This is a genomic window from Nitrosophilus alvini, from assembly GCF_015100395.1.
Taxonomy (GTDB): Bacteria; Campylobacterota; Campylobacteria; order Campylobacterales; family Nitratiruptoraceae; genus Nitrosophilus; species Nitrosophilus alvini.
The window spans coordinates 110,758-129,628 of sequence record NZ_AP022847.1; the positions used below are offsets into that span (position 1 = coordinate 110,758).

18 protein-coding genes are annotated in these 18,871 nt (G+C 38.6%); 12 read left to right on the forward strand and 6 right to left on the reverse strand.

The window, feature by feature from the left end; translation table 11 throughout:
• The first annotated feature begins 15 nt into the window (after nt 1-15).
• The 3 genes from EPR_RS00635 (at nt 16) to hemJ (ending at nt 4,973) form a co-directional block, all read left to right on the forward strand.
• Nucleotides 16-1,926 carry a carbamoyltransferase HypF gene (locus EPR_RS00635; protein WP_200763057.1) on the forward strand — a complete coding sequence of 637 codons (1,911 nt, stop codon included), beginning with the start codon at nt 16-18 and terminating at the stop codon, nt 1,924-1,926.
• 200 nt (nt 1,927-2,126) lie between these two features.
• Nucleotides 2,127-4,424 carry a carbamoyltransferase HypF gene (gene hypF, locus EPR_RS00640; protein ID WP_234697140.1) on the forward strand — a complete coding sequence of 766 codons (2,298 nt, stop codon included), beginning with the start codon at nt 2,127-2,129 and terminating at the stop codon, nt 4,422-4,424.
• 114 nt (nt 4,425-4,538) lie between these two features.
• Nucleotides 4,539-4,973, forward strand: a complete 435-nt coding sequence (hemJ, locus tag EPR_RS00645) for a protoporphyrinogen oxidase HemJ (protein WP_200763059.1) — start codon at nt 4,539-4,541, stop codon at nt 4,971-4,973.
• Nucleotides 4,974-4,983: 10 nt separating this feature from the next.
• On the opposite strand, the gene EPR_RS00650 is transcribed toward hemJ, so the two are convergent.
• Nucleotides 4,984-6,222 (reverse strand): tetratricopeptide repeat protein, encoded by a 1,239-nt coding sequence (locus EPR_RS00650; protein ID WP_200763061.1) that lies wholly within the window; start codon nt 6,220-6,222, stop codon nt 4,984-4,986.
• A gap of 151 nt (nt 6,223-6,373) precedes the next feature.
• Here EPR_RS00650 and EPR_RS00655 point away from each other — a divergent pair, with 151 nt between their 5' ends.
• The 9 genes from EPR_RS00655 to EPR_RS00695 are packed head-to-tail and all read left to right on the forward strand — an operon-like array spanning nt 6,374 to nt 14,163.
• Nucleotides 6,374-6,709, forward strand: coding sequence for a hypothetical protein (locus EPR_RS00655; protein ID WP_200763063.1), 336 nt, complete (start codon nt 6,374-6,376; stop codon nt 6,707-6,709).
• Entirely contained in the window at nt 6,706-7,557 is an 852-nt protein-coding gene (locus EPR_RS00660; protein ID WP_200763065.1) for a V-type ATPase subunit, read from the forward strand. Before EPR_RS00655 ends, EPR_RS00660 begins: the two co-directional genes overlap by 4 nt.
• Nucleotides 7,558-7,559: 2 nt before the next feature.
• Nucleotides 7,560-9,377, forward strand: a complete 1,818-nt coding sequence (locus tag EPR_RS00665; RefSeq protein WP_200763067.1) for a V-type ATP synthase subunit I — start codon at nt 7,560-7,562, stop codon at nt 9,375-9,377.
• Nucleotides 9,374-9,649: an ATP synthase subunit C gene (locus tag EPR_RS00670; protein ID WP_200763069.1), complete on the forward strand. Its 276-nt coding sequence runs from the start codon at nt 9,374-9,376 to the stop codon at nt 9,647-9,649. Before EPR_RS00665 ends, EPR_RS00670 begins: the two co-directional genes overlap by 4 nt.
• A complete protein-coding gene (locus EPR_RS00675; RefSeq protein WP_200763071.1) occupies nt 9,646-9,948 on the forward strand; it encodes a V-type ATP synthase subunit F in 303 nt (100 codons plus the stop codon). Before EPR_RS00670 ends, EPR_RS00675 begins: the two co-directional genes overlap by 4 nt.
• Nucleotides 9,926-10,465 carry a hypothetical protein gene (locus EPR_RS00680; RefSeq protein ID WP_200763073.1) on the forward strand — a complete coding sequence of 180 codons (540 nt, stop codon included), beginning with the start codon at nt 9,926-9,928 and terminating at the stop codon, nt 10,463-10,465. The genes EPR_RS00675 and EPR_RS00680 overlap by 23 nt, the downstream gene beginning before the upstream one ends.
• Nucleotides 10,466-12,205 carry a V-type ATP synthase subunit A gene (locus tag EPR_RS00685; RefSeq protein ID WP_200763075.1) on the forward strand — a complete coding sequence of 580 codons (1,740 nt, stop codon included), beginning with the start codon at nt 10,466-10,468 and terminating at the stop codon, nt 12,203-12,205. It abuts the gene before it with no gap.
• A 1-nt stretch (nt 12,206) separates the two neighbouring features.
• Complete coding sequence (locus EPR_RS00690; RefSeq protein ID WP_200763077.1) at nt 12,207-13,580, forward strand: V-type ATP synthase subunit B; 1,374 nt, start codon at nt 12,207-12,209, stop codon at nt 13,578-13,580.
• Nucleotides 13,546-14,163 carry a V-type ATP synthase subunit D gene (locus EPR_RS00695; protein WP_200763079.1) on the forward strand — a complete coding sequence of 206 codons (618 nt, stop codon included), beginning with the start codon at nt 13,546-13,548 and terminating at the stop codon, nt 14,161-14,163. The genes EPR_RS00690 and EPR_RS00695 overlap by 35 nt, the downstream gene beginning before the upstream one ends.
• Nucleotides 14,164-14,224: 61 nt before the next feature.
• Here EPR_RS00695 and EPR_RS00700 read toward each other — a convergent pair whose 3' ends face one another.
• The 5 genes from EPR_RS00700 to cysN form a co-directional block, all read right to left on the reverse strand.
• Nucleotides 14,225-14,914 carry a hypothetical protein gene (locus EPR_RS00700; protein ID WP_200763081.1) on the reverse strand — a complete coding sequence of 230 codons (690 nt, stop codon included), beginning with the start codon at nt 14,912-14,914 and terminating at the stop codon, nt 14,225-14,227.
• Entirely contained in the window at nt 14,887-15,318 is a 432-nt protein-coding gene (locus EPR_RS00705) for a PNPOx family protein (protein ID WP_200763083.1), read from the reverse strand. The genes EPR_RS00700 and EPR_RS00705 overlap by 28 nt, the downstream gene beginning before the upstream one ends.
• Before the next feature lie 18 nt (nt 15,319-15,336).
• The gene (locus EPR_RS00710; RefSeq protein ID WP_200763085.1) at nt 15,337-15,762 is read right to left on the reverse strand and encodes a YqaA family protein; all 426 of its coding nucleotides are present in this window, start codon (nt 15,760-15,762) and stop codon (nt 15,337-15,339) included.
• Nucleotides 15,763-15,836: 74 nt separating this feature from the next.
• Nucleotides 15,837-17,405: a nitrite/sulfite reductase gene (locus EPR_RS00715; RefSeq protein ID WP_200763086.1), complete on the reverse strand. Its 1,569-nt coding sequence runs from the start codon at nt 17,403-17,405 to the stop codon at nt 15,837-15,839.
• The gene (gene cysN / locus EPR_RS00720; protein ID WP_200763090.1) at nt 17,402-18,871 is read right to left on the reverse strand and encodes a sulfate adenylyltransferase subunit CysN; all 1,470 of its coding nucleotides are present in this window, start codon (nt 18,869-18,871) and stop codon (nt 17,402-17,404) included. Before cysN ends, EPR_RS00715 begins: the two co-directional genes overlap by 4 nt.

Sequence of the window (18,871 nt, forward strand, 5' to 3'; positions counted from 1 at the left end):
AACAGAGAGGCAAAAATGGTATTGGAGATAGATTTTTCATCAAAACAGAACTATATACAAAAATATATAAAAGCGATTGCCAAATATTCGAATATAGATATAAAAATAGGCAGAGAAGAGGATAAAATAGTTGTTTTATTTGACGAAAAGAGTGAAAATGTCGAAAAATTTATGAAAAATCTGCAAGATTTATTGCCATATTCGCTTTTTATGGGCAAGAGCGGATATGTTGTATCAAACAGAGAGATAAATGAAGTCAAGTTGGTTGATATACCGCTCAGTTTGGGATTGTGCCCAAATTGTATCAAAGAGATGCTGGATGTAGAGTCGAGAAGATATTACTATCCTTTTACTTTTTGCAGCAACTGCGGGGGACATTACGCTTTTTTCGAAAAATATCCCTTTATCAGGGAAAATACCTATCTTTCGCCTTTTAAAAATTGTGAAAAATGTGAAAATGAGAAACAGAACAACCCTTTTAGAGAAGAGTTCGCACTGATTTCCTGCATAGAGTGCAATATCCCGATAAGAGCCGAAAACAGAAAGGCTTCAAAAACCCTTTGGGCCAATGATAAAGGTGAATATAAAAAGGTTTTTGGAATCGCTGCTGCATCTATAAAAAATGGTGAAAAAGTTTTGGTTAAAACTCTGTTCGGATTTAGACTTTTTTGTAAAACACCAGTTGAAGACCAGAATATATTGATTACAAACGCAAACAGGGTTTCGAACCATTTTCTTCTTCTTTCTCAGGAAAAACATGCGCTTTTCAGTATAGAAAAACCTATAATCAGAGCAACCGTTTCCAATGAGAAGATAAAAGAGGATACAGGTACATCGGTTGCCAGGATAAAAGCTCCCGATGAGGGATTTACGCTGCTGCTTGCAAAAGAACTATCGATGGCGGGAATTGACTATATATATTACAGGGATGTGAAAGAGGAAAATATCGATTACGATATCCTGATAACATTTGATTTGCCGATAAACACTCAGGAAGAGTGTGAATATTTTATCAATAAAAACGCTAAATTTTTTGCAAAAGGTGAGCGCTCACTCTTCCCAAAAATCTTTGAAAATGCTATAGATACTGTCAGTGTGGCAAAAGGATATGCGGCAGTCGGTTTTGAAGGAAAGACACTGATCGATAAAATAGATAAAGTTCCCAAATCAACGGCTGTTGAAGTCAAAGTTCTTGATAACGAACCTATAGAGATAGAGCACTCCAATATCAAGAGTTTTTCTGCTGACAAGGCTGCTTTTTTATCTGTAATTGCCGAAAACAATGTTTTTGACAAAAGTGCTGTGGGAGTCTATTTCTCAAAAAATGTCTCTTTTATGCTTTACAGTGCCAAAAGGGCCAAAAGAGTGATGGAGTTTGGAAAGTACAACGCAGCAGCCATCCTAGATGATATAAAAACATTAAGAGAGGGTTCCGACAGGCTTGTAGAGAATTTTAAAAAGAGATTTGAGGATATTTGTGATCAGATTTCAAGGATAGAAGGAGAAAGAGAAGATTTTCTAAATACTGCCGCTATAATTGCGGGGATCGGTTCGGAAGAGGAACTCGCAAACAGAGCACTTCAGTTCGCAGGAAAAGGAGGAGTGGCGATTGATTGCGGATTTAGAGAGGGAAAGTTTGACTACAGTTCATTTTTTGCCTCCATTATGAGTTATAAACTGGCGGATATCGACGAGCTTCTTCTTTGTTATTCCATTTTTGAATCGCTTGGGGATTTTATCGCTTCGGTGGTAAACGAAATAAGAGAAAAGACAAAAGCGAAAAATGTTGTATTGTCAGGAAAATACATAGCAAATCAGGTATTTTTCAGCAGATTTTCCACCAAACTGACATTCGCAAAGCCATTAATAAACAGAGAATTTCCTTGTGATGAGCAAAATTTTGTTTACGGAGGAATTTTTGTATAAAAGTTATTAAGTTAATTTTTTAATAAGTCTTGAAAAACAGGAGACCTCTCTTATATACTTGCAAACTTTTTACTTACTTCATATAACTCAAAAATATTTCTGCGAATCAAAATAGTAAAGAAGCTGTAAATATTAAATTAATTTTGTATATTTTTATAATTTTTTTATATAATATGTTAATAAAATAGCAGGAGAGATTTTTGCGGAAAATAAGAGCTGTAATAAAGATTAATGGCATAGTTCAGGGAGTCGGTTTTAGACCTTTTATCTATAAACTTGCGAAAGAGTACTATGCGAACGGTTTTGTTATGAATGACGCAAAAGGCGTTCTTATAGATATTGATATTGAAGATGATAAAATCGACTCTTTTTTAAAAGCTATTTCGTATAAAAAGCCTTCGCTTGCACGTATCGATGAAATATCCTATAAGACTTTCGATTCTTTGCAACGAGACGGCTTTTTTATCAAAGAGAGTTGTTCAGACGTTGAAAAAAGCGCTGCCGTTTCTCCTGATATAGCGGTTTGTGAAAACTGTCTCGAAGAGATGAGAAATCCACAAAACAGAAGATATCAGTACTATTTTATAAATTGCACAGATTGCGGTCCAAGATATACTATAACAAGAACTGTTCCTTTTGACAGAAAAAACACTTCTATGGCCGAATTTGAAATGTGCCCGAAGTGTAAAGAGGAGTATGAGGATCCTCTTGACAGAAGATATCACGCACAGGCAATATCCTGTTTTGATTGCGGTCCGGGATTATGTATAAAAAGCAAAAAAGGAAAGACTTTTGCCGAGGGAATAGAAGCTATAAAAATGGCCGCCAAACTTTTGAAAAAAGGCAAAATTGTAGCGGTTAAAGGCTTGGGTGGATTTCATTTGATGTGTGATGCAACCAACGCAAGGTCGGTCAAGACACTCAGACAGAGAAAAAACAGACAGTCCAAGCCTTTTGCCGTAATGTTTAGAAATCTTGACCAGATAGAAAGAGTGGCCGAACTTTCCGAAAGAGAAAGAGAACTTATACTCTCAAAAGAGAAGCCTATAGTAATCGTGAAAAAAAGAAAAATCCACAGACTTGAGTGCTACAAATACAAACTTGCAGCCTGTGTGGCTCCTGAGATAGACAGGCTAGGGGTGTTTTTGCCATATACCCCTTTGCAGCATATACTTTTTGAGTATTACGGATGTCCTCTTGTGGCTACTAGTGCGAATATGAGTGATGAACCAATAATAACAGACAGCGAAGATTTGCTAAAGAGACTGGGAAATGTTATCGATTTTTATATAGATTACAACAGGGAGATAGTAAACGCATGTGATGACAGCGTAATTCAGTGTATAGACGATAAGAAAGAGACGGTCAGACTAGCACGTGGTTTTGCTCCCAAAACTATAAAACTTCCCTTTTCAGTTGAAAAAAACATATTGGCAGTAGGTGCAAATCAGAAAAACAGTATAACAATTGCTATAAAAGATAAACTGATAATGTCACCTCATATTGGAGATTTGAATACTATTGAATCCTTTGGCTATTTTGAAAAAACAGTTGATACTTTCAAAAGATTTTACGATTTTGAACCAGATATTATAGTATGTGACAAACATCCCGGATACGAAACCACCAAATGGGCAGTAAAAGAGACTCAAAAAAGAGAAGGCGAAGTCGAACTTTTACAGGTTCAGCACCATCTTGCGCATATTTATGCGTGTAAAGCGGAACTTGGCATAGATGAGGATTGTCTGGGATTTAGCTGGGACGGTACAGGATATGGTGATGACGGTAATATCTGGGGCGGTGAAGTTTTCAAAGGAGACGAAAGAGCGTATCATTTCAAATATTTCAGGCTCATAGGCGGAGAAAAAGCTGTAAAAGAGCCAAGGCGCGCGGCACTTGGTCTTCTTTTTGAGATATTTTCTTTAGATGAGATTTTGGAGATGGACAATCCCACCGTAAAGGCATTTTCCAAAGAGGAGATAAAACTTTTACATCAGGCCTATGAAAAAGGTCTCAACTCGCCTCTTACAAGCTCGGCAGGTAGAATCTTTGATGCAGTTGCATCATTTGCAGGAATTATACAAGAATCCGGATACGAAGGCCAGAGCGGTCTTATTATCGAAAAACTCTATAACGATATGTGCAGTGACTCCTATAAATATGAAATTAAAGATGGAATTATTGATATTTCGCAAATGATAAGGCAGATTTTAACGGATCTGAATGCGAAAAACTGTACCGAAAAGAACTGCAAATGTATGATATCCACAAAGTTTCTCAATACGATGAAAAATATAATCGTAAATATTGCAAAAAAAGAGAATATGCCCGTGATTCTTTCCGGAGGAGTATTTCAAAACAGAATACTTTCTGAAAATGTTATAAAAGAGTTTGAGAAAGAGGGAATAAGATACTACTTCCAGCACGATACCCCTATTAACGATGGTGGAATATCATTGGGACAGATATGGTATATTTTGTCCAAATATTCCAAATAGTGACACTCCGGGTACAAAAAACAGAAAAACGGTATCCGGATAGGTAAAGAAGAGATGTATTAAGCGAAACTGTGTAAAAATTGTTTTAACAATTTCGCTAGAGGGGTATTGATTATGGAATATTATAATTGGATACTTGCTTTTCATATTCTCAGTTTTACTTCATGGATGGCAATGCTTTTTTATCTGCCGAGACTCTTTGTCTATCATGCAGAGAATATCGACAATGAAGGTTTTGTTCAGGTCGTTAAGATTCAGGAAGAAAAACTTTACAAGTTCATAGGAGTACCGGCTTTTTGGGCAACTGTTATAAGTGGATTGCTTATGATATCGTTAAATCCGTCTCTTTTTCAAACCGGAGGATGGCTGCATGCAAAACTGACTTTCGTAACACTTTTGGCAATATATCACTTCAGTCTCAATTATTATAGGAAAAAATTCCTTGCAGATGAGTGTACAAAGAGCGGTAAATTTTTCAGGGTATATAACGAAGTGCCCACGATTTTGATGATATTTATCGTTATAATGGTGATAATCAAGCCGTTTTAAAAGGAGAAAATTACATAGAGCCCGGAATTTTCAGACCGGACTCTTTGGCTTTGCTCATCCAGAATTCTGCCTGCTGCAAGTCTTTTACTACTCCTATTCCATTGTAGTATAGAAGTCCCAGATTGTATTGGGCTTCCGGATGGCCATGATAAGCCGCTTTTTTGTACCACTCAGCGGCTTTTTTAAAACTCTTTTCTACCCCTGAACCCTCTTCATAGATTTTTCCAAGCATGTATTGTGCGATAGTATTTCCTTGAAGGGCCGCTTTTTTAAAAAGTTCAAAGGCTTTTTTGTCATTTTTTTTGACACAAACTCCATCTTTATACATAAAGGCCAGGTTTGTCTGTGATCTGCTGTAGCCTTCTTTTGCGGCTTTTTTGTACCAAAAGAGTGCTTTGCGGCAATCTTTTTTAATGCCTATTCCTTTTTCATACATAAGAGCGATATTGTGCTGTGCCCAGGGAACACCCTTTTTTGCAGCTTTTTCAAACCAGTCGAATGCTTTTTTGCTGTCTTTTTTGACGCCGTGGCCTTTCATGTACATATAGCCCAAAGCGTTCTGGGCATCAGCAAATCCCTGAGCCGCAGCTTTTTTCCACCAATATATCGCTTTTTTGAAATCCTTTTTGACACCTTTCCCTTTTTCGTACATCGCACCAAGATCGGTCTGGGCTCTTGCATATCCCTTATGGGCTGCTTTTTTGTACCAGAAGACAGCTTTTTTATAATCTTTCGGAACGCCTCGTCCGAGTTCATACATATATCCGATAAACGCCATTGCCCTTGTATGTCCTGCTGCAGCCGCTTTTTTGTAAAGTTCCATTGCTTTTTTGAAATCCTGTTCTACTCCGTAGCCCATCTCATACATATATCCAAGATTGGTTATGGCTCTTCTGTAACCTTTGTCAGCCGCTTTTTTGTAAAGTTCTACCGCTTTTTTAAAGTCCTGTTTGACTCCATAGCCCATTTCGTATAGTATGCCAAGCTCTGTTAAAGCTCTCGGATAATTTTTTTCGGCCGCCTTTTTAAAATAGTGATACGCTTTTTTGTAATCATTTTTGACGCCGATGCTATATCTGTACATTACCCCAAGATTTGTAAGTGCTCTTGGGTCTCCCATTTTGGCTGATTTTTTATAGAAAAAGAGGGCACTTTTGTAGTCACCTTTTTTGTACGCTTTGATTCCATCTTCAAGATAACCGGCATATAGAAGAAAAGAAGTTGCAAAAAGTAAAAAGATATATCTCAACCATGCCTCCCGCTTTTTGGCATATAACTATTTTATAACAGATTTATATTAAAAAAGCCTTTATATTGAAAATAGAGAAAAAATTTTATTTTTAGATTCTTTTTTTAAAAAGAGTTGTTATAATCATATAATAGTCCTTTAAAGGGAAAAGATGGGTGAACTAAGCGGAAAAATTTTGAGTCTCGACAAAAAAGCGGTTGAAATTGTGCAGAGTGCTGAAAAAAAAGCGAAAAGAGTTATGGCTCAGACAGATGAAAGATGTGAAAAGATATACAGCGAAACAGAAAAAAAGATATCAGAACTCAGAAACAGAAAATTTTCTGCTCTAAAAAAAGAGATAGAGTCTCTCAAAAAAGAGCAGAAGGAGTCTCTTGAAAAAAAGAAAGATGAAATTTTAAAGAAACTGAAAACTTCGGATATCGCAAAAAAAATAGCAAAATCGATACAAAAAAGTATATGCAGTAAAGATTTTGGGAAGAATCTATGAGTATGCTGATTTCAAAACCTTTGAGATTCGGTTATATAAATGCCAAATGTAGAGCTTTAAAATCCGCAATTCTTGAAAAAGAGTTTTTCGAAAAGGCTGTTTTGGCAAAAAGCATAGGGGATATATATGCTCTTTTGAAAGATAGTTCATACTCTTCTTATCTAAAAGATGCAGAAAAAGAGAACATAGCCAGTGCACTTGAGAATTCATTCGAAGAGCTTTACAAAAAAAGTACCTCTGTTTTGAAAAAAGAGGAAAAAGAGATATTTGATCTTTTTTTTCGCTCAAAAGACGAGCTTCTCAAAAAGAAAACGGCTTTTAAAGAGAGCAAAAATTTGTCTGTTATTTATAGAAGAATAGATACAAAGTATATAAATTCGATAAAAAATTCACTTAAAAATCTGAAAAGGGAGGATAGAAAAGATCTCAAAGAGATACTTGGAAGCTATTTTGATATGCTCAATCTTTTTACCATAGTGAGATTTAGAACGGTATACAAAATGGCTCCAGAGGAGATCATACCTTTTTTGATGCCTTATGGATGGAAATTTGATATAAAATTTTTGGGAAAAGTTGCAAATCTCTCTACTCTCTCAGAGATATCGGCTGCGATTGAAGAGGTCCTCAAAAATTCTTTTTACAGCTATCATGAGTTCAGACAGGCTGTTTACAGATACCATATGGACTCTCTTAAAAGAGTATGGTTTGGCTATCCTTTTAAAATGTCCGTTATTTTTGCGCTTTTAAGAATGAAAGAGATAGAGATAAAAAATATAAGAGCAGTTGTTGAAGGCATATATTATCGTCTTCCTCAAGATGATATAAAAAAGCTGCTGGCAGGAATTTAGAGATGTTTTTTCCGGAAAGTATGCTCAGAGTAGAGATAATTATACCGAAAGAGCATCTTTATAAAGAGCTTGAAGCTATAGGAAAAGCCGGGTTACTTCATATCGACAAAAGTAAAGGTCGCTCCTTTTCTTACGAGCTTCAAAACAGAGTAAACAAGCTGTTGGGAGTTGTAGAAGGATATCTTAAATTTTTGGGATTTCAGAGCGAAATAAAAAAATACCCTCACATGGAAGAAGAGTTTGGTAAAAATCTTTCGGAAACGGAAAAAAGAGTCTCAATAATAGCCCCTAAGATAGAGGAACTTTCCAACGCTTTTAAAAAAGTAGAAAAAGAAGAGAAGATGATAGAGAGTGCCCGGGAATTTGCACAGTCGCTCAAAAATGATATAGATGTTGAAAAAATAGCCCGAAGCCTGGAGTTTATAGGTTTCAAATCCATTGTTCTGCCGAGTGAAAATATTGAAACTTTTATACTTGCTTTGAAAAGATACGATCCTTTTGTAGTCTATAACAGTTTAAGTTCCGGGACAAAAGCCGTTGCTCTTTTTTATGATATTTCGGATGAAAACCACGTAATAAACGCACTTACAAAACTGGAAGGAAACGAGATACCCAAAGACTATTTTTTGAAAGAAAAAATCGAGGAGATAAAATCGAGGAGAGAAAAGATTGAATCGGATCTTGAAAAGATAAAAAAACTGCATGGCGAGGAGCTGCTGGGTATCTATGCAAATCTGAAACTTATGCTCAAAATCTTTTCTGCCCGCGGGGCATTGCAAAAATCGGGAGAGAATTATCTGCTTTACGGATGGGTACCGAAAAAACAGGCAAATAAATTTGAAAGAGCTTTAAGATATGCACAGGTTATCTTTTCAAAACCGGGGGAGGATACGCCTGTTTTGCTCAAAACCCCGAAAATACTGAAACCTTTTGAGACCTTGATAAAAAACTTCTCATATCCAAGATATCAGGAGATAAATCCTACAGTCCCTTTTGCCGCGGCTTTTCTGATAATGTTCGGAGTAATGTTCGGTGATATAGGACATGGACTGGTCCTGATGCTTGCCGGTTTTTTTGTTTCCAAAAAATTTCCAAAATATGAAGATTTGGGAAAGATATATATACTTGCGGGAGCCAGTTCCGTTATATTCGGCTTTATGTATGGCTCGGTTTTCGGATTTCACGATATTGTTCCGCACATTCTTTTCAACCCGGTTGAAAATGTTGATATGATCATATATTCCGGTATAGCCATAGGTGTCTTTTTTATTACACTCAGTTTTATTTTAAATATCATCTCTCTTGCAAGGAGAAAAAAACTCTCGGCTCTTATAATGGGCGAAGGGGGAGTTTTGTGGCTGCTTATATACTGGTTTGCCATAGGAATAGCCGTAAAAGCCGTTATTCTTGAGATGCCTGTAAAGTATGAGCTCTATATTCTGGGTGTGCTACTCGGTTTTTTATTTATTGTTCTGTTTATGAAAAGAAAAGAGTTCGCCCAAAGTCTTTTGGATACTATTATGCAGATGTTCGAACATGCCGTAAATACTATCTCTTTTATAAGGCTCGGTGCATTTGCTCTGGCGCATGGAGCACTGTTTCTAGCTCTGTTCTCCATCGCGGATATAGTATCGAAAACCCAGGCAGGAGGAATTACATACTGGTTTATAATCCTTTTAGGAAATTGCTTTATAATTGTTTTAGAGGGTGTTGTTGTGACTATCCAGACACTGAGACTCGAATATTATGAGTTTTTCAAACGATTTTTCAAAGGAGGCGGTGAGCCTTACGAACCTTTTGTATTGGAGAGCGAAAAATGAAAAAATTACCGGTTATCTTTTTATTTATGGCACTGCCTGCCGTTTTGATGGCAGATGACAACGGATGGGCATATATAGCCGCTGCTTTGTCTGTAGGGCTTGCATGTATTGCGGCAGGTATAGCTGTTGGGCTTGTAGGAGCTTCAGCTATGGGGACAATGGGAGAAAAACCGGAAATTTCAGGCAGAGCACTCATATTCCTGGGTCTTGCCGAAGGAATCGCCATCTACGGCCTTATAGTATCTATTATGATTTTGGGAAAGATAGATTGAAACTTTTTTTTCTGGGTAATAAAGAGGAGTGTCTAGGTTTTTCTCTGGCCGGTGCGCAGAGTATTCAGGTGCGAAATGAAGATGATTTTGTTGAAACTATGGAAAAACTGCTCAAAGAGAAAGATACAGGCGTCATTATCGCTGCAGACCGCTTTTTTGAAGTCTACTCTTTGAAGTTTTCCAAAAAAAGAAAGAAAAAAGCTGTTCCGGCTGTTGTTTTTGTTCCTTCAATAGAGGGCAAACATATAAAAAGAGATATAAAAGGATATATATCAGGTGTACTCGGAATCAGACTTTGAAAACTTTTCAAGAAAGATACTCTCTTCGGCTAAAAACAGAGCAGAAGAAATTTTGGAAGAAGCACGGGAGTATGCCAGAAAAAAGATAGAAAATGCACAAAATGAGGCCCTTGCCACTCTTAATGAGGCTGCTATAAAACTGCGAAAAGAAGCCGAATCTTTTAAGAAAGAGGAGTATACAAAACTTGAATCGGAATTAAAAATAGATTGGCAGCTCTTTTTATCAGATATAAAGGCCGCCGTTTTGGCGGATACTCTAAAAGAGATAGAGCGAAATTTCGAAAAAATGGCCGGATGTTTTTTAAAATGGCTCAAAGAGATTTATAAAGAAGGTAATTTGACGGTTTATGAAAATCTTGAAACCGAAGGGTTTGATAATTTCAATATAACAAAAACTCCGCAAAAAATCGTAAAGTTTTCAAAAGAAAATATTATCATAGAGTTCAGTCCCGAATCTGTGATGGAAGAGTTTTCTGTAATGATAGATGAAGAGCTCTCAAAACATATAGAGGTTTAGATGCCGTATATATCATATATTTCCGGTCCTGTTGTCAGAGTTTCTCTGGATGGAGAAAAAGCGAGTCTTTATGAGCTTGCTTTTGTGGGAGAGGCGGGTCTTATCGCCGAAGTTGTTGAGGTTTCAAAGAATGAAGCAGTTTTGCAGGTATATGAAAACAGTGAAGGACTGAAACTTAAAGAGAGCGTAAAATTTACCGGCGAAATGTTTTGTGCGCATCTTGGGCCAGGCCTTTTGGGATCAGTTTTTGACGGGATTCAAAGACCTCTGGATAAAATCGGCGAAAAGATACAAAAAGGTTTGATGCTATACTCTTTGGATAAAGAGCGTAGATGGCATTTCAAACCTGTTAAAAAAGTAGGCGATGAGGTGTTGCCGGGAGAGTGTGTAGGAGAGGTCCGTGAGCGCGGCCTCATCCATAAAATCATGCTTCCTTCCGATACCAAAGGAGTTATAGAGTATATTTCTTGCGAGGGAGAGTACGGAATAAAAGAGGAGATTCTTCGCCTTGAAAACGGCTTTTCGATGAGTATGGTGCAAAAAGTTCCTCTAAGAATTCCAAGAGAGTTTAAAAGCCGTGAAAGTTCGTACGAGCCTCTTCTTACGGGACAAAGAATAATCGATTTTCTGTTTCCGGTTGCAAAAGGTGGAGCCGCCTCAATTCCAGGAGGATTCGGTACGGGAAAGACAATTTTGCAGCAGACTCTTGCAAAATGGAGTGATGCCGATGTTATCGTATATGTAGGATGCGGCGAAAGAGGCAACGAAATGACGGAGGTTCTTGAAGAGTTTCCGGAACTCAGCGATCCAAGAAGCGGCAAAAAACTTATCGACAGAACAGTCCTGATAGCAAATACTTCGGATATGCCGGTCTCTGCCAGAGGCGCTTCCATACTTTTGGGTCTGACAATTGCCGAATATTACCGTGATATGGGCTATCATGTGGCTCTTATGGCCGATTCAACCTCAAGATGGGCCGAAGCTATGAGGGAGATTTCAGGCAGAATGAACGAACTGCCGGCCGAAGAGGGTTTTCCAGCTTATCTTGCTTCAAGCATAGCCGCCATATATGAAAGAGCAGGAATGGTGGAGACGCTGGACTCAAACAGAGGTTCGGTTACGATCATAGGTGCGGTATCACCTCCCGGAGGCGATCTTTCCGAGCCTGTCACAAGAAACACCAGGCGTTATACAAACGCTTTCTGGGCTCTTGACAGGGAGCTTGCAAGTTCAAGGTTTTTCCCTGCCATAAACTACAATCAAAGTTACAGTGCATATGCAAATATCTTGAAAGAGTGGTGGGACAGAGTTGATGAAAATGCTTCCGCACTAAGAGAGTGGATGCTTTGGGTTTTACAGAAAGACTCATCTTTGCAAAAAATCGTAAAACTTTTGGGAACTGAAGCGCTGCCTGAAGAGCAGAAACTGTTGGTGGAAACCGCTTCGCTGATAAAAGAGATTTTTCTGCAGCAGAATGCTTTTGACGCGATAGACGCCTATTCGACTCCTGAGAGAATCATAAAGATGGCAAAAATAATCTGCACAATCCAAAGAGTATGGCAAAAATGCTACAAACAAAGACGTATTCCCGTGGAAGTTCTCAAGTCTCAGCCAGTTGTATCGGAGTTTGCAAGAGCAAAGTTTGAAATAAAAAATGAGGAATTGGAAAAGTATGATGAGATTGAACAGAGGGTTATAAAGAGTTTTGATAAACTTATCGAAGAGTACGGCAGGAAATGATATGTTTATAGAGTACAAGGGGGCTTTGAGGATAAAAGGCAATCTTCTCTTTTTTGAAACTGTAGAGGATGTGGCCTACGGAGAAAAAGTACTGATAAAATATCAGGGTCGTGAAATATACGGCAGAGTCGCCGCTGTGGGAGAAAAGACAACCCTTATAGAGATACTTGGCACCACCTACGGTATCGGAGTGGAAGGGCTAAGGGTAAAGTACAGCAAAGAGCCTTTTATGATAGGAGTCGGAAGGTCTATGCTGGGACGTATATTTGATGCGTTTGCCGAACCGATAGACGCAATGGGACCTGTCGTGATAGAAGATAGGCTGGATATTTCAGGTTCGGCCTACAATCCGGCAAAAAGAGTCCATCCAAGAGACTATGTGCATACAGGAATAAGTGCCATAGATGGTCTCAACACTCTTGTAAAAGGACAAAAACTTCCCATATTTGCACTGTCAGGGGTTTCAACTGACGAACTTGTTGCACAGATAGTAAGACAGATAGGGGCTGCACATAAAAAAAGTGCTGTCGTGTTTGCAGCCATAGGAATAAAACATGAAAATGCAGACTTTTTTATCAAAAACATAATGGCGAGCGGTCAGTATAAAAATACCGCTGTTTTCATTAACAGAGCGGATGAGCCCAGTGTAAATTCACTATTGTTGGCAAGAAGCGCACTTACTTTGGCGGAATACCTTGCTTTTGAGCATGGATATGATGTTGTGACAGTTTTGTACGATATGTCCAATTATTGTGACGCTTTACGGGAAATTTCGGCAAAAAGGGAAGAGATTCCCAGTAGAAAAGGGTATCCCGGATATATGTACAGCGATCTTGCGACAATATATGAAAGAGCCGGTATTATGAAAGAAAAACCGGGCTCTTTGACACAGATTCCGGTATTGACAATGCCCGACGACGATATAACCCATCCCATCCCTGATCTGACCGGATATATAACCGAAGGTCAGATAGTACTAGACAGGGGGCTTCATCAGATGGGGATTTATCCTCCCATAAACGTGCTGACATCTTTGTCGAGACTTATGAACAAAGGAATCGATAAAGTTCATCAAAGAGAGTCAAACCAGCTCTATGCCGCATATTCCAAAGCCAAAAGAGCGCAGATGCTCTCTTCCATAGTGGGAGAAGAGGAGATATCCGAAACTGATAAAAAATATCTGGAATTTGGTCGGGCTTTTGAAAAAGAGTTTATTTCGCAGGGAAATTATGAAAACAGAACGTTGGAGGAAACTTTGGATATAGGCTGGAAGCTTTTGGGAATGCTTCCCGATATAGAACTGACCCGTCTAAAACCGGAAGATATTAAAAGATATATAGATGGCAAGAGAAAACAGCAAAACGGCACTTCTTGAACTCAAAACCGAACTTGAGGTTGCATCCGGTGGCGAAGAGATACTTGAACAGAAAAGAAATATCCTTTTAAAAGAGATAATCTCTTTGCTGGATGTAGTGGACGAAAAGCGCAAAATTGCAGACGAAATGGTGGTAAAAAGCTATCGTCATCTTATCAAGGCTTTTATGGAGAGCGGATACGAGAGAGTTGAGAAAGAGAGCGCTCTGGTGAAGTTTGATGCTGAGCTGAGTGTGGTTTCCAAAAGTTTTATAGGCATAGTCGTTCCGGAAGTCTATTTCAAAAAAAAGAAGAAAGAGCTTCCTGTAGGATATGTTTCAGAATCCGTCTATATCGATATTGCACGGAATTCTTTTGCAAAGGCTCTCGAACTTATTCTAGAACTTTCAAGCATAGAGATAAAAGTCTGGAGGCTTGCTGAAGAACTTAAAAAAACGGTTATAAGGGTAAACGCTCTTAAAAACTACTATCTTCCAAAATACAAAAATGAGATAAAAAGGATAAGTTCTTCTCTTGAAGAGTCTGAAAGAGAGTTTTTGGCAGTTTTAAAAATTTTACAAAAGAGAATCGAACCTTTTGAATAAATTCAGCTGTTCAGTTTTGTTAAAAAGGATTTTGCAATAGACTTTAATAGAGTAGTGCCAATCACTGTAAAATCCGGGCTAATATCTCTTTTTGTTCTTCTATGGTATAGTTGAATTTGAATTCCGCTTCTTTCAAATAATAGAAAAAATTTTCACTCTCTACTCCTTTGAATTTGACTATAAACTCTTCGAAAAAATCCCAGAATTCGGTTATGAGGTTAAGTCTTTTTTCAAGTTTTGCGATTTTATTGAATCTTAAAAATTGTGAAAGCTGGTTGTAGTAGACATCTTCGATACCGTCTTGCAAAAAAGCGCTTTTGTATTTTTTCAGATCCGGCATCAGGAGGTTATAGACTTTGCCGCCGTAGTCGAATGTCAGGAAATTCTGTGCATCGAAAATATATTTTTTTTCTTTTCTTTTGCTTCTTTCAAGATACATATATTCGTCAAACTCTTTAACCTCTTTTTTTTTCTGGTACTCCTCTTCAAGAAAAAGTGCTATCTTTTTTCTGAAGAGATCATATCTTTTTTTGACAGTTGCATAATTTGCCCCGATTTTTTTTGAGCATTCATATGCGTTTAATCCGCTGCAAAAGGCTTCTATGACAGCAGTATCGAGAGCTATTTTTTTTGGGCTCATCTTTTTTTTGCATTTTGAACATTTGAGTTGTCCGCTTTTAAGCCTGTAAAGCTTTTCATTTTTGCAGTATATGCACTCTTTAATCATGTTTTTGTGCTGCTTTTTTGCCATACAATTTTTTTGCCAAAACCCATTGTATTATCCGTCATCTTTATAAATTCAAGCTCTATTGTCCAAAGTATGGGGTTCGCTACTTTTGCAAAGGGAAATTTTTTAAAATAGCACTCTTTTTGCTCTTTGGTTATACTGTTTTGCAATTGGCCTGTAAACTGGATACCTTGTATTTTTCCTATATTTTTTGTCTCTTTGGAGATTGTTCCTGCCACATTTGGATTTTTCAGAGCTTCCTGCATATGCCTCGTCTCTATGTCAGAAGCAAAAACCAAAACAGCGCCGCAACTCTCATATGCATAAAAACAGCTTGCGCAATATGGGCTTTTTTCACTGCATACTGCAAGTGTGAGCAGGTGATGTTTGGCAAAATATTTTTGGATTTTTTCATCGATTTTTTTCATAGTTGAAATATTATCATATTATCCGACTGCAAGATTGTACCCTTGAAGAACAAACCAGTATCTTCCCAATTTCGCTAAAAATACCAGTATCAGGAATTTTTTCAGACTATAGTGCATAACGCCGGCGATAAATGTTATCGGATCTCCGATAACAGGCGCCCAGGAAAGCAGAAGCGCAAATGGCCCAAATCTGTCAAAATAGCTTTGGGCTTTTTCTATCTGATCTGCTTTCAGATATTTTTTTCTTACAAGATAGTCTGTTCCTTTGAGTCCTATATAGTAGTTGAGCAGCGAGCCGAGTGTATTTCCTATTGAGGCGCTTAAGAGCAAAATCCAGGGATTGAGTCCCTGGTGAAGATAATATACCAGCATCCCCTCGCTGTATACGGGAAGAAAAGTTGCCGCAGCAAAAGCTGACAGAAAAAGCAGAAAATATCCGAGCATAAACAAAAGAGCCTTTGTTTTTTCGGATATGATAACACAGCTGTCACCGAAAAGCAAAAGCTTTTCGGTTCAGGTCATACGGCAAACTCTATATCAAAGCTTTCACTTGCAAGATATTCGCCAAAGCTTTTGAAACCGCTTTTTTGATAACTTGTTATAAGTTTTTCAATAAAACCGGGTATCTCTTCGTGTGTGAGCAAAATTCCTGTTCTTTTTGAAAAACGGCTTGATTTTCCTTCGAGTTTTCCGCCTACCAAAAGCTCAAAACCTCTGACTTTTTTTTCGCCCCGTGTAAAAGTGGCTCCGCTTAGGCCGATATCTGCAATGCAGGGATGTGCACATGAATTAGGGCATCCGTTTACGCTTATATTGACCGGCTCGCCAAAAGCCGGGAATCTGTTTTCAAGATAAAGAGCGATTTCTTCAGCAAGGCTTTTTGTCTCGCTTATGGCAAATTTACAAAAATCCAGACCGGTACATGCCGTTGTCCTTGTCCTGAAAGCTGATGGATAAGGATTGATTTTCATCTTTTCAAGCTCTTCGCAAACTCTGTTTACCGCCTCTTTCGGAACATCCAAAATGATGAAATTCTGTTTTGTTGTAGTGCGAATTTCATTTATTTCGTATTTTTCAAGCAGGCTGTATAGCTGCAAGAGTCTGTCTCCTCCCATTTTTCCGCCGAAAAGTGCACATCCTATGTGACTGGTATCGCTGTTTTTGGATGAAAAGATTCCGCAATGATGTCTCATTTTTGCAGGCGATACCTCAAAGATTTTTCCATCTTTGATCCTGACACCTGAGTTTTTTTCAAGAGTCTCTTTGAATTTATGCACACCCCACTCTTTTATCAGATGTCCTAGCCTTGCTCTGTTTCTTTTTTCTCTGTTTCCAAAATCTCTGAATATGGCAACAGTCGCTTTTGTAAGCGGAACTATATCATCCTTTTGCACATATCCCAGAAAATCTGCAAAGCGTCTGTTGCTGGCAAGACCGCCGCCGGCAAACAGGGCAAACTCCACACCATTTTCTCTTTTTACGGCTACAAAACTCAAATCCTGTATCTCGTGTGGCATACAGTGCTGCGCACATCCGCTTACGCCGATTTTAAATTTTCTCGGAAGATTGCTGAACTCTCTGTTTTTGCAAAAAAGTGTGTTTATCTCATCTACCACATCCGAAACATCCGCTATCTCTTCTTCGGCTCTTCCGCTTATAGGACATGTAACGGTGTTTCTTACCACATCTCCGGCTGCCATGCATGTAGTAAGACCGGTTTTTTGAAGCTGTTCAAAGATATCGGGCAGATCGGCCATTTTTATCCAATGAAACTGCAGATCCTGTCTTGTTGTAAAATCGGCACTGTTTCTTGCATATTTTACCGCTATCTCACCCAGAGTTTTGATCTGATCTTTGTTCAGGACGCCTTTTTCTATCTTGACTCTGAGCATAAAATACTGTGTCTGGTCGTATTTTGGCTGAAGCGTTTTGTTTTGCGTATAAAGGCCGTACCATTTAAGACGGTCAATATCTTCCGGATCTACCGGAATATCGGCTTTGGCATATCTGTATATATCATTCAAAACATCCAGTCCGTCTTTTTGGCGTTTGATTCTTTCCACACGCGCCGCTTTGCTCTCTTTCATTTTATCTCCTCGATATTTGCACATCCCCACTCAGGGAAGTGTTTTCTGATATAGCGGTTCAGTTCGATCTCCGCTTCGGTGTAGACTCTTTTTTTTCTCTCCCTTTTTGCTGCATCCAGTATCATGCCTGCCGCAACAGTATGGTTGGTTATCTTGTCAATTACGATAAAACTCCCTGTACCTTTTATTTTGCTGTACGGATCGCACGCTATCGGACGTGTCAGAAGCAGGCGGCATTTTCCTATCTCGTTCAGCTCAAGGGTATCGGTCTTTATCTCTTCCCAGCTGTTTACATCCTTTTTGAATGCTATCTCTTCAAATATCGCATTCAAAGAGGTAGTAGCTCTTTTTATTTCATACTCTCTTCCAAGTTCAAGGGCCTTTTCGTCCATCCATACTATCATCGCTTCGATGCTGTCCGAGGTTGTCAGGGAGTTATTTGAATGTACTATCAAATCTCCTCTGCTGATATCTATTTCGTCTTCAAGAGTCAAAGTAACCGCCATGGGTGCGAATGCTTCCGGCGTTGTGACAAGCTCGGAGCCGCTTTCCAAAGAGGGGAGGACTATCTCTTTTATTCTGCTCTTTTTTCCCGAAGGAAGAACGGTTATCTCCTCACCCACTCTTATTCTTCCGCTTGTAATAGTTCCTGTAAAGCCTCTGAAGTCTAGGTTGGGCCTGTTTACATACTGGACGGGAAATCTGAAATCGCTGAGATTTATATCTTTTGATATCTCTATCGTGTCCAGATATTCCAGAAGAGGTTTACCTTCATACCACTGCATGTTTGTACTCTTTTGTACAACATTGTCACCTTTCAGGGCAGAAATAGGGATAAAATCGACTGTCGGTTTGTGATAGCCGCTTTTTCCGTTTTGGGCGTACTGAAGACTTTCTGAAAGTTTCTCAAACATCTTCAGGTATTCTTCTTTTATACTCTTATATACATCTTCGCTGTAGCCGACTATATCCATCTTGTTTATCGCAACAACGATATGTCTAATCCCAAGAAGAGAGACTATATATGAGTGTCTTCTTGTCTGGGTAAGCACCCCTTTTCTTGCATCTATAAGTATCACCGCAAGGTTTGCGGTACTGGCTCCTGTGACCATGTTTCTCGTATACTGTTCGTGACCGGGAGTGTCCGCTATGATATATTTTCTTCTGTCGGTTGCGAAAAATCTGTATGCAACGTCAATAGTGATCCCCTGTTCTCTTTCGCTTTGAAGACCGTCTATCAGAAGAGCAAAATCTATCTCTTCATTTGTGGTTCCGTATTTTCTGCTCTCTCTTTTGACTGCGCTTAACTGATCTTCCAGGACTGTCTTACTGTCGTACAAAAGACGTCCTATAAGCGTACTCTTTCCGTCATCAACGCTTCCGCATGTGATGAACCTCAGAAGTTCTTTGTTTTCGTGTTCTTTCAGATATTTTTCTATATTTGTGGATATAAGGTTTTTACTCAT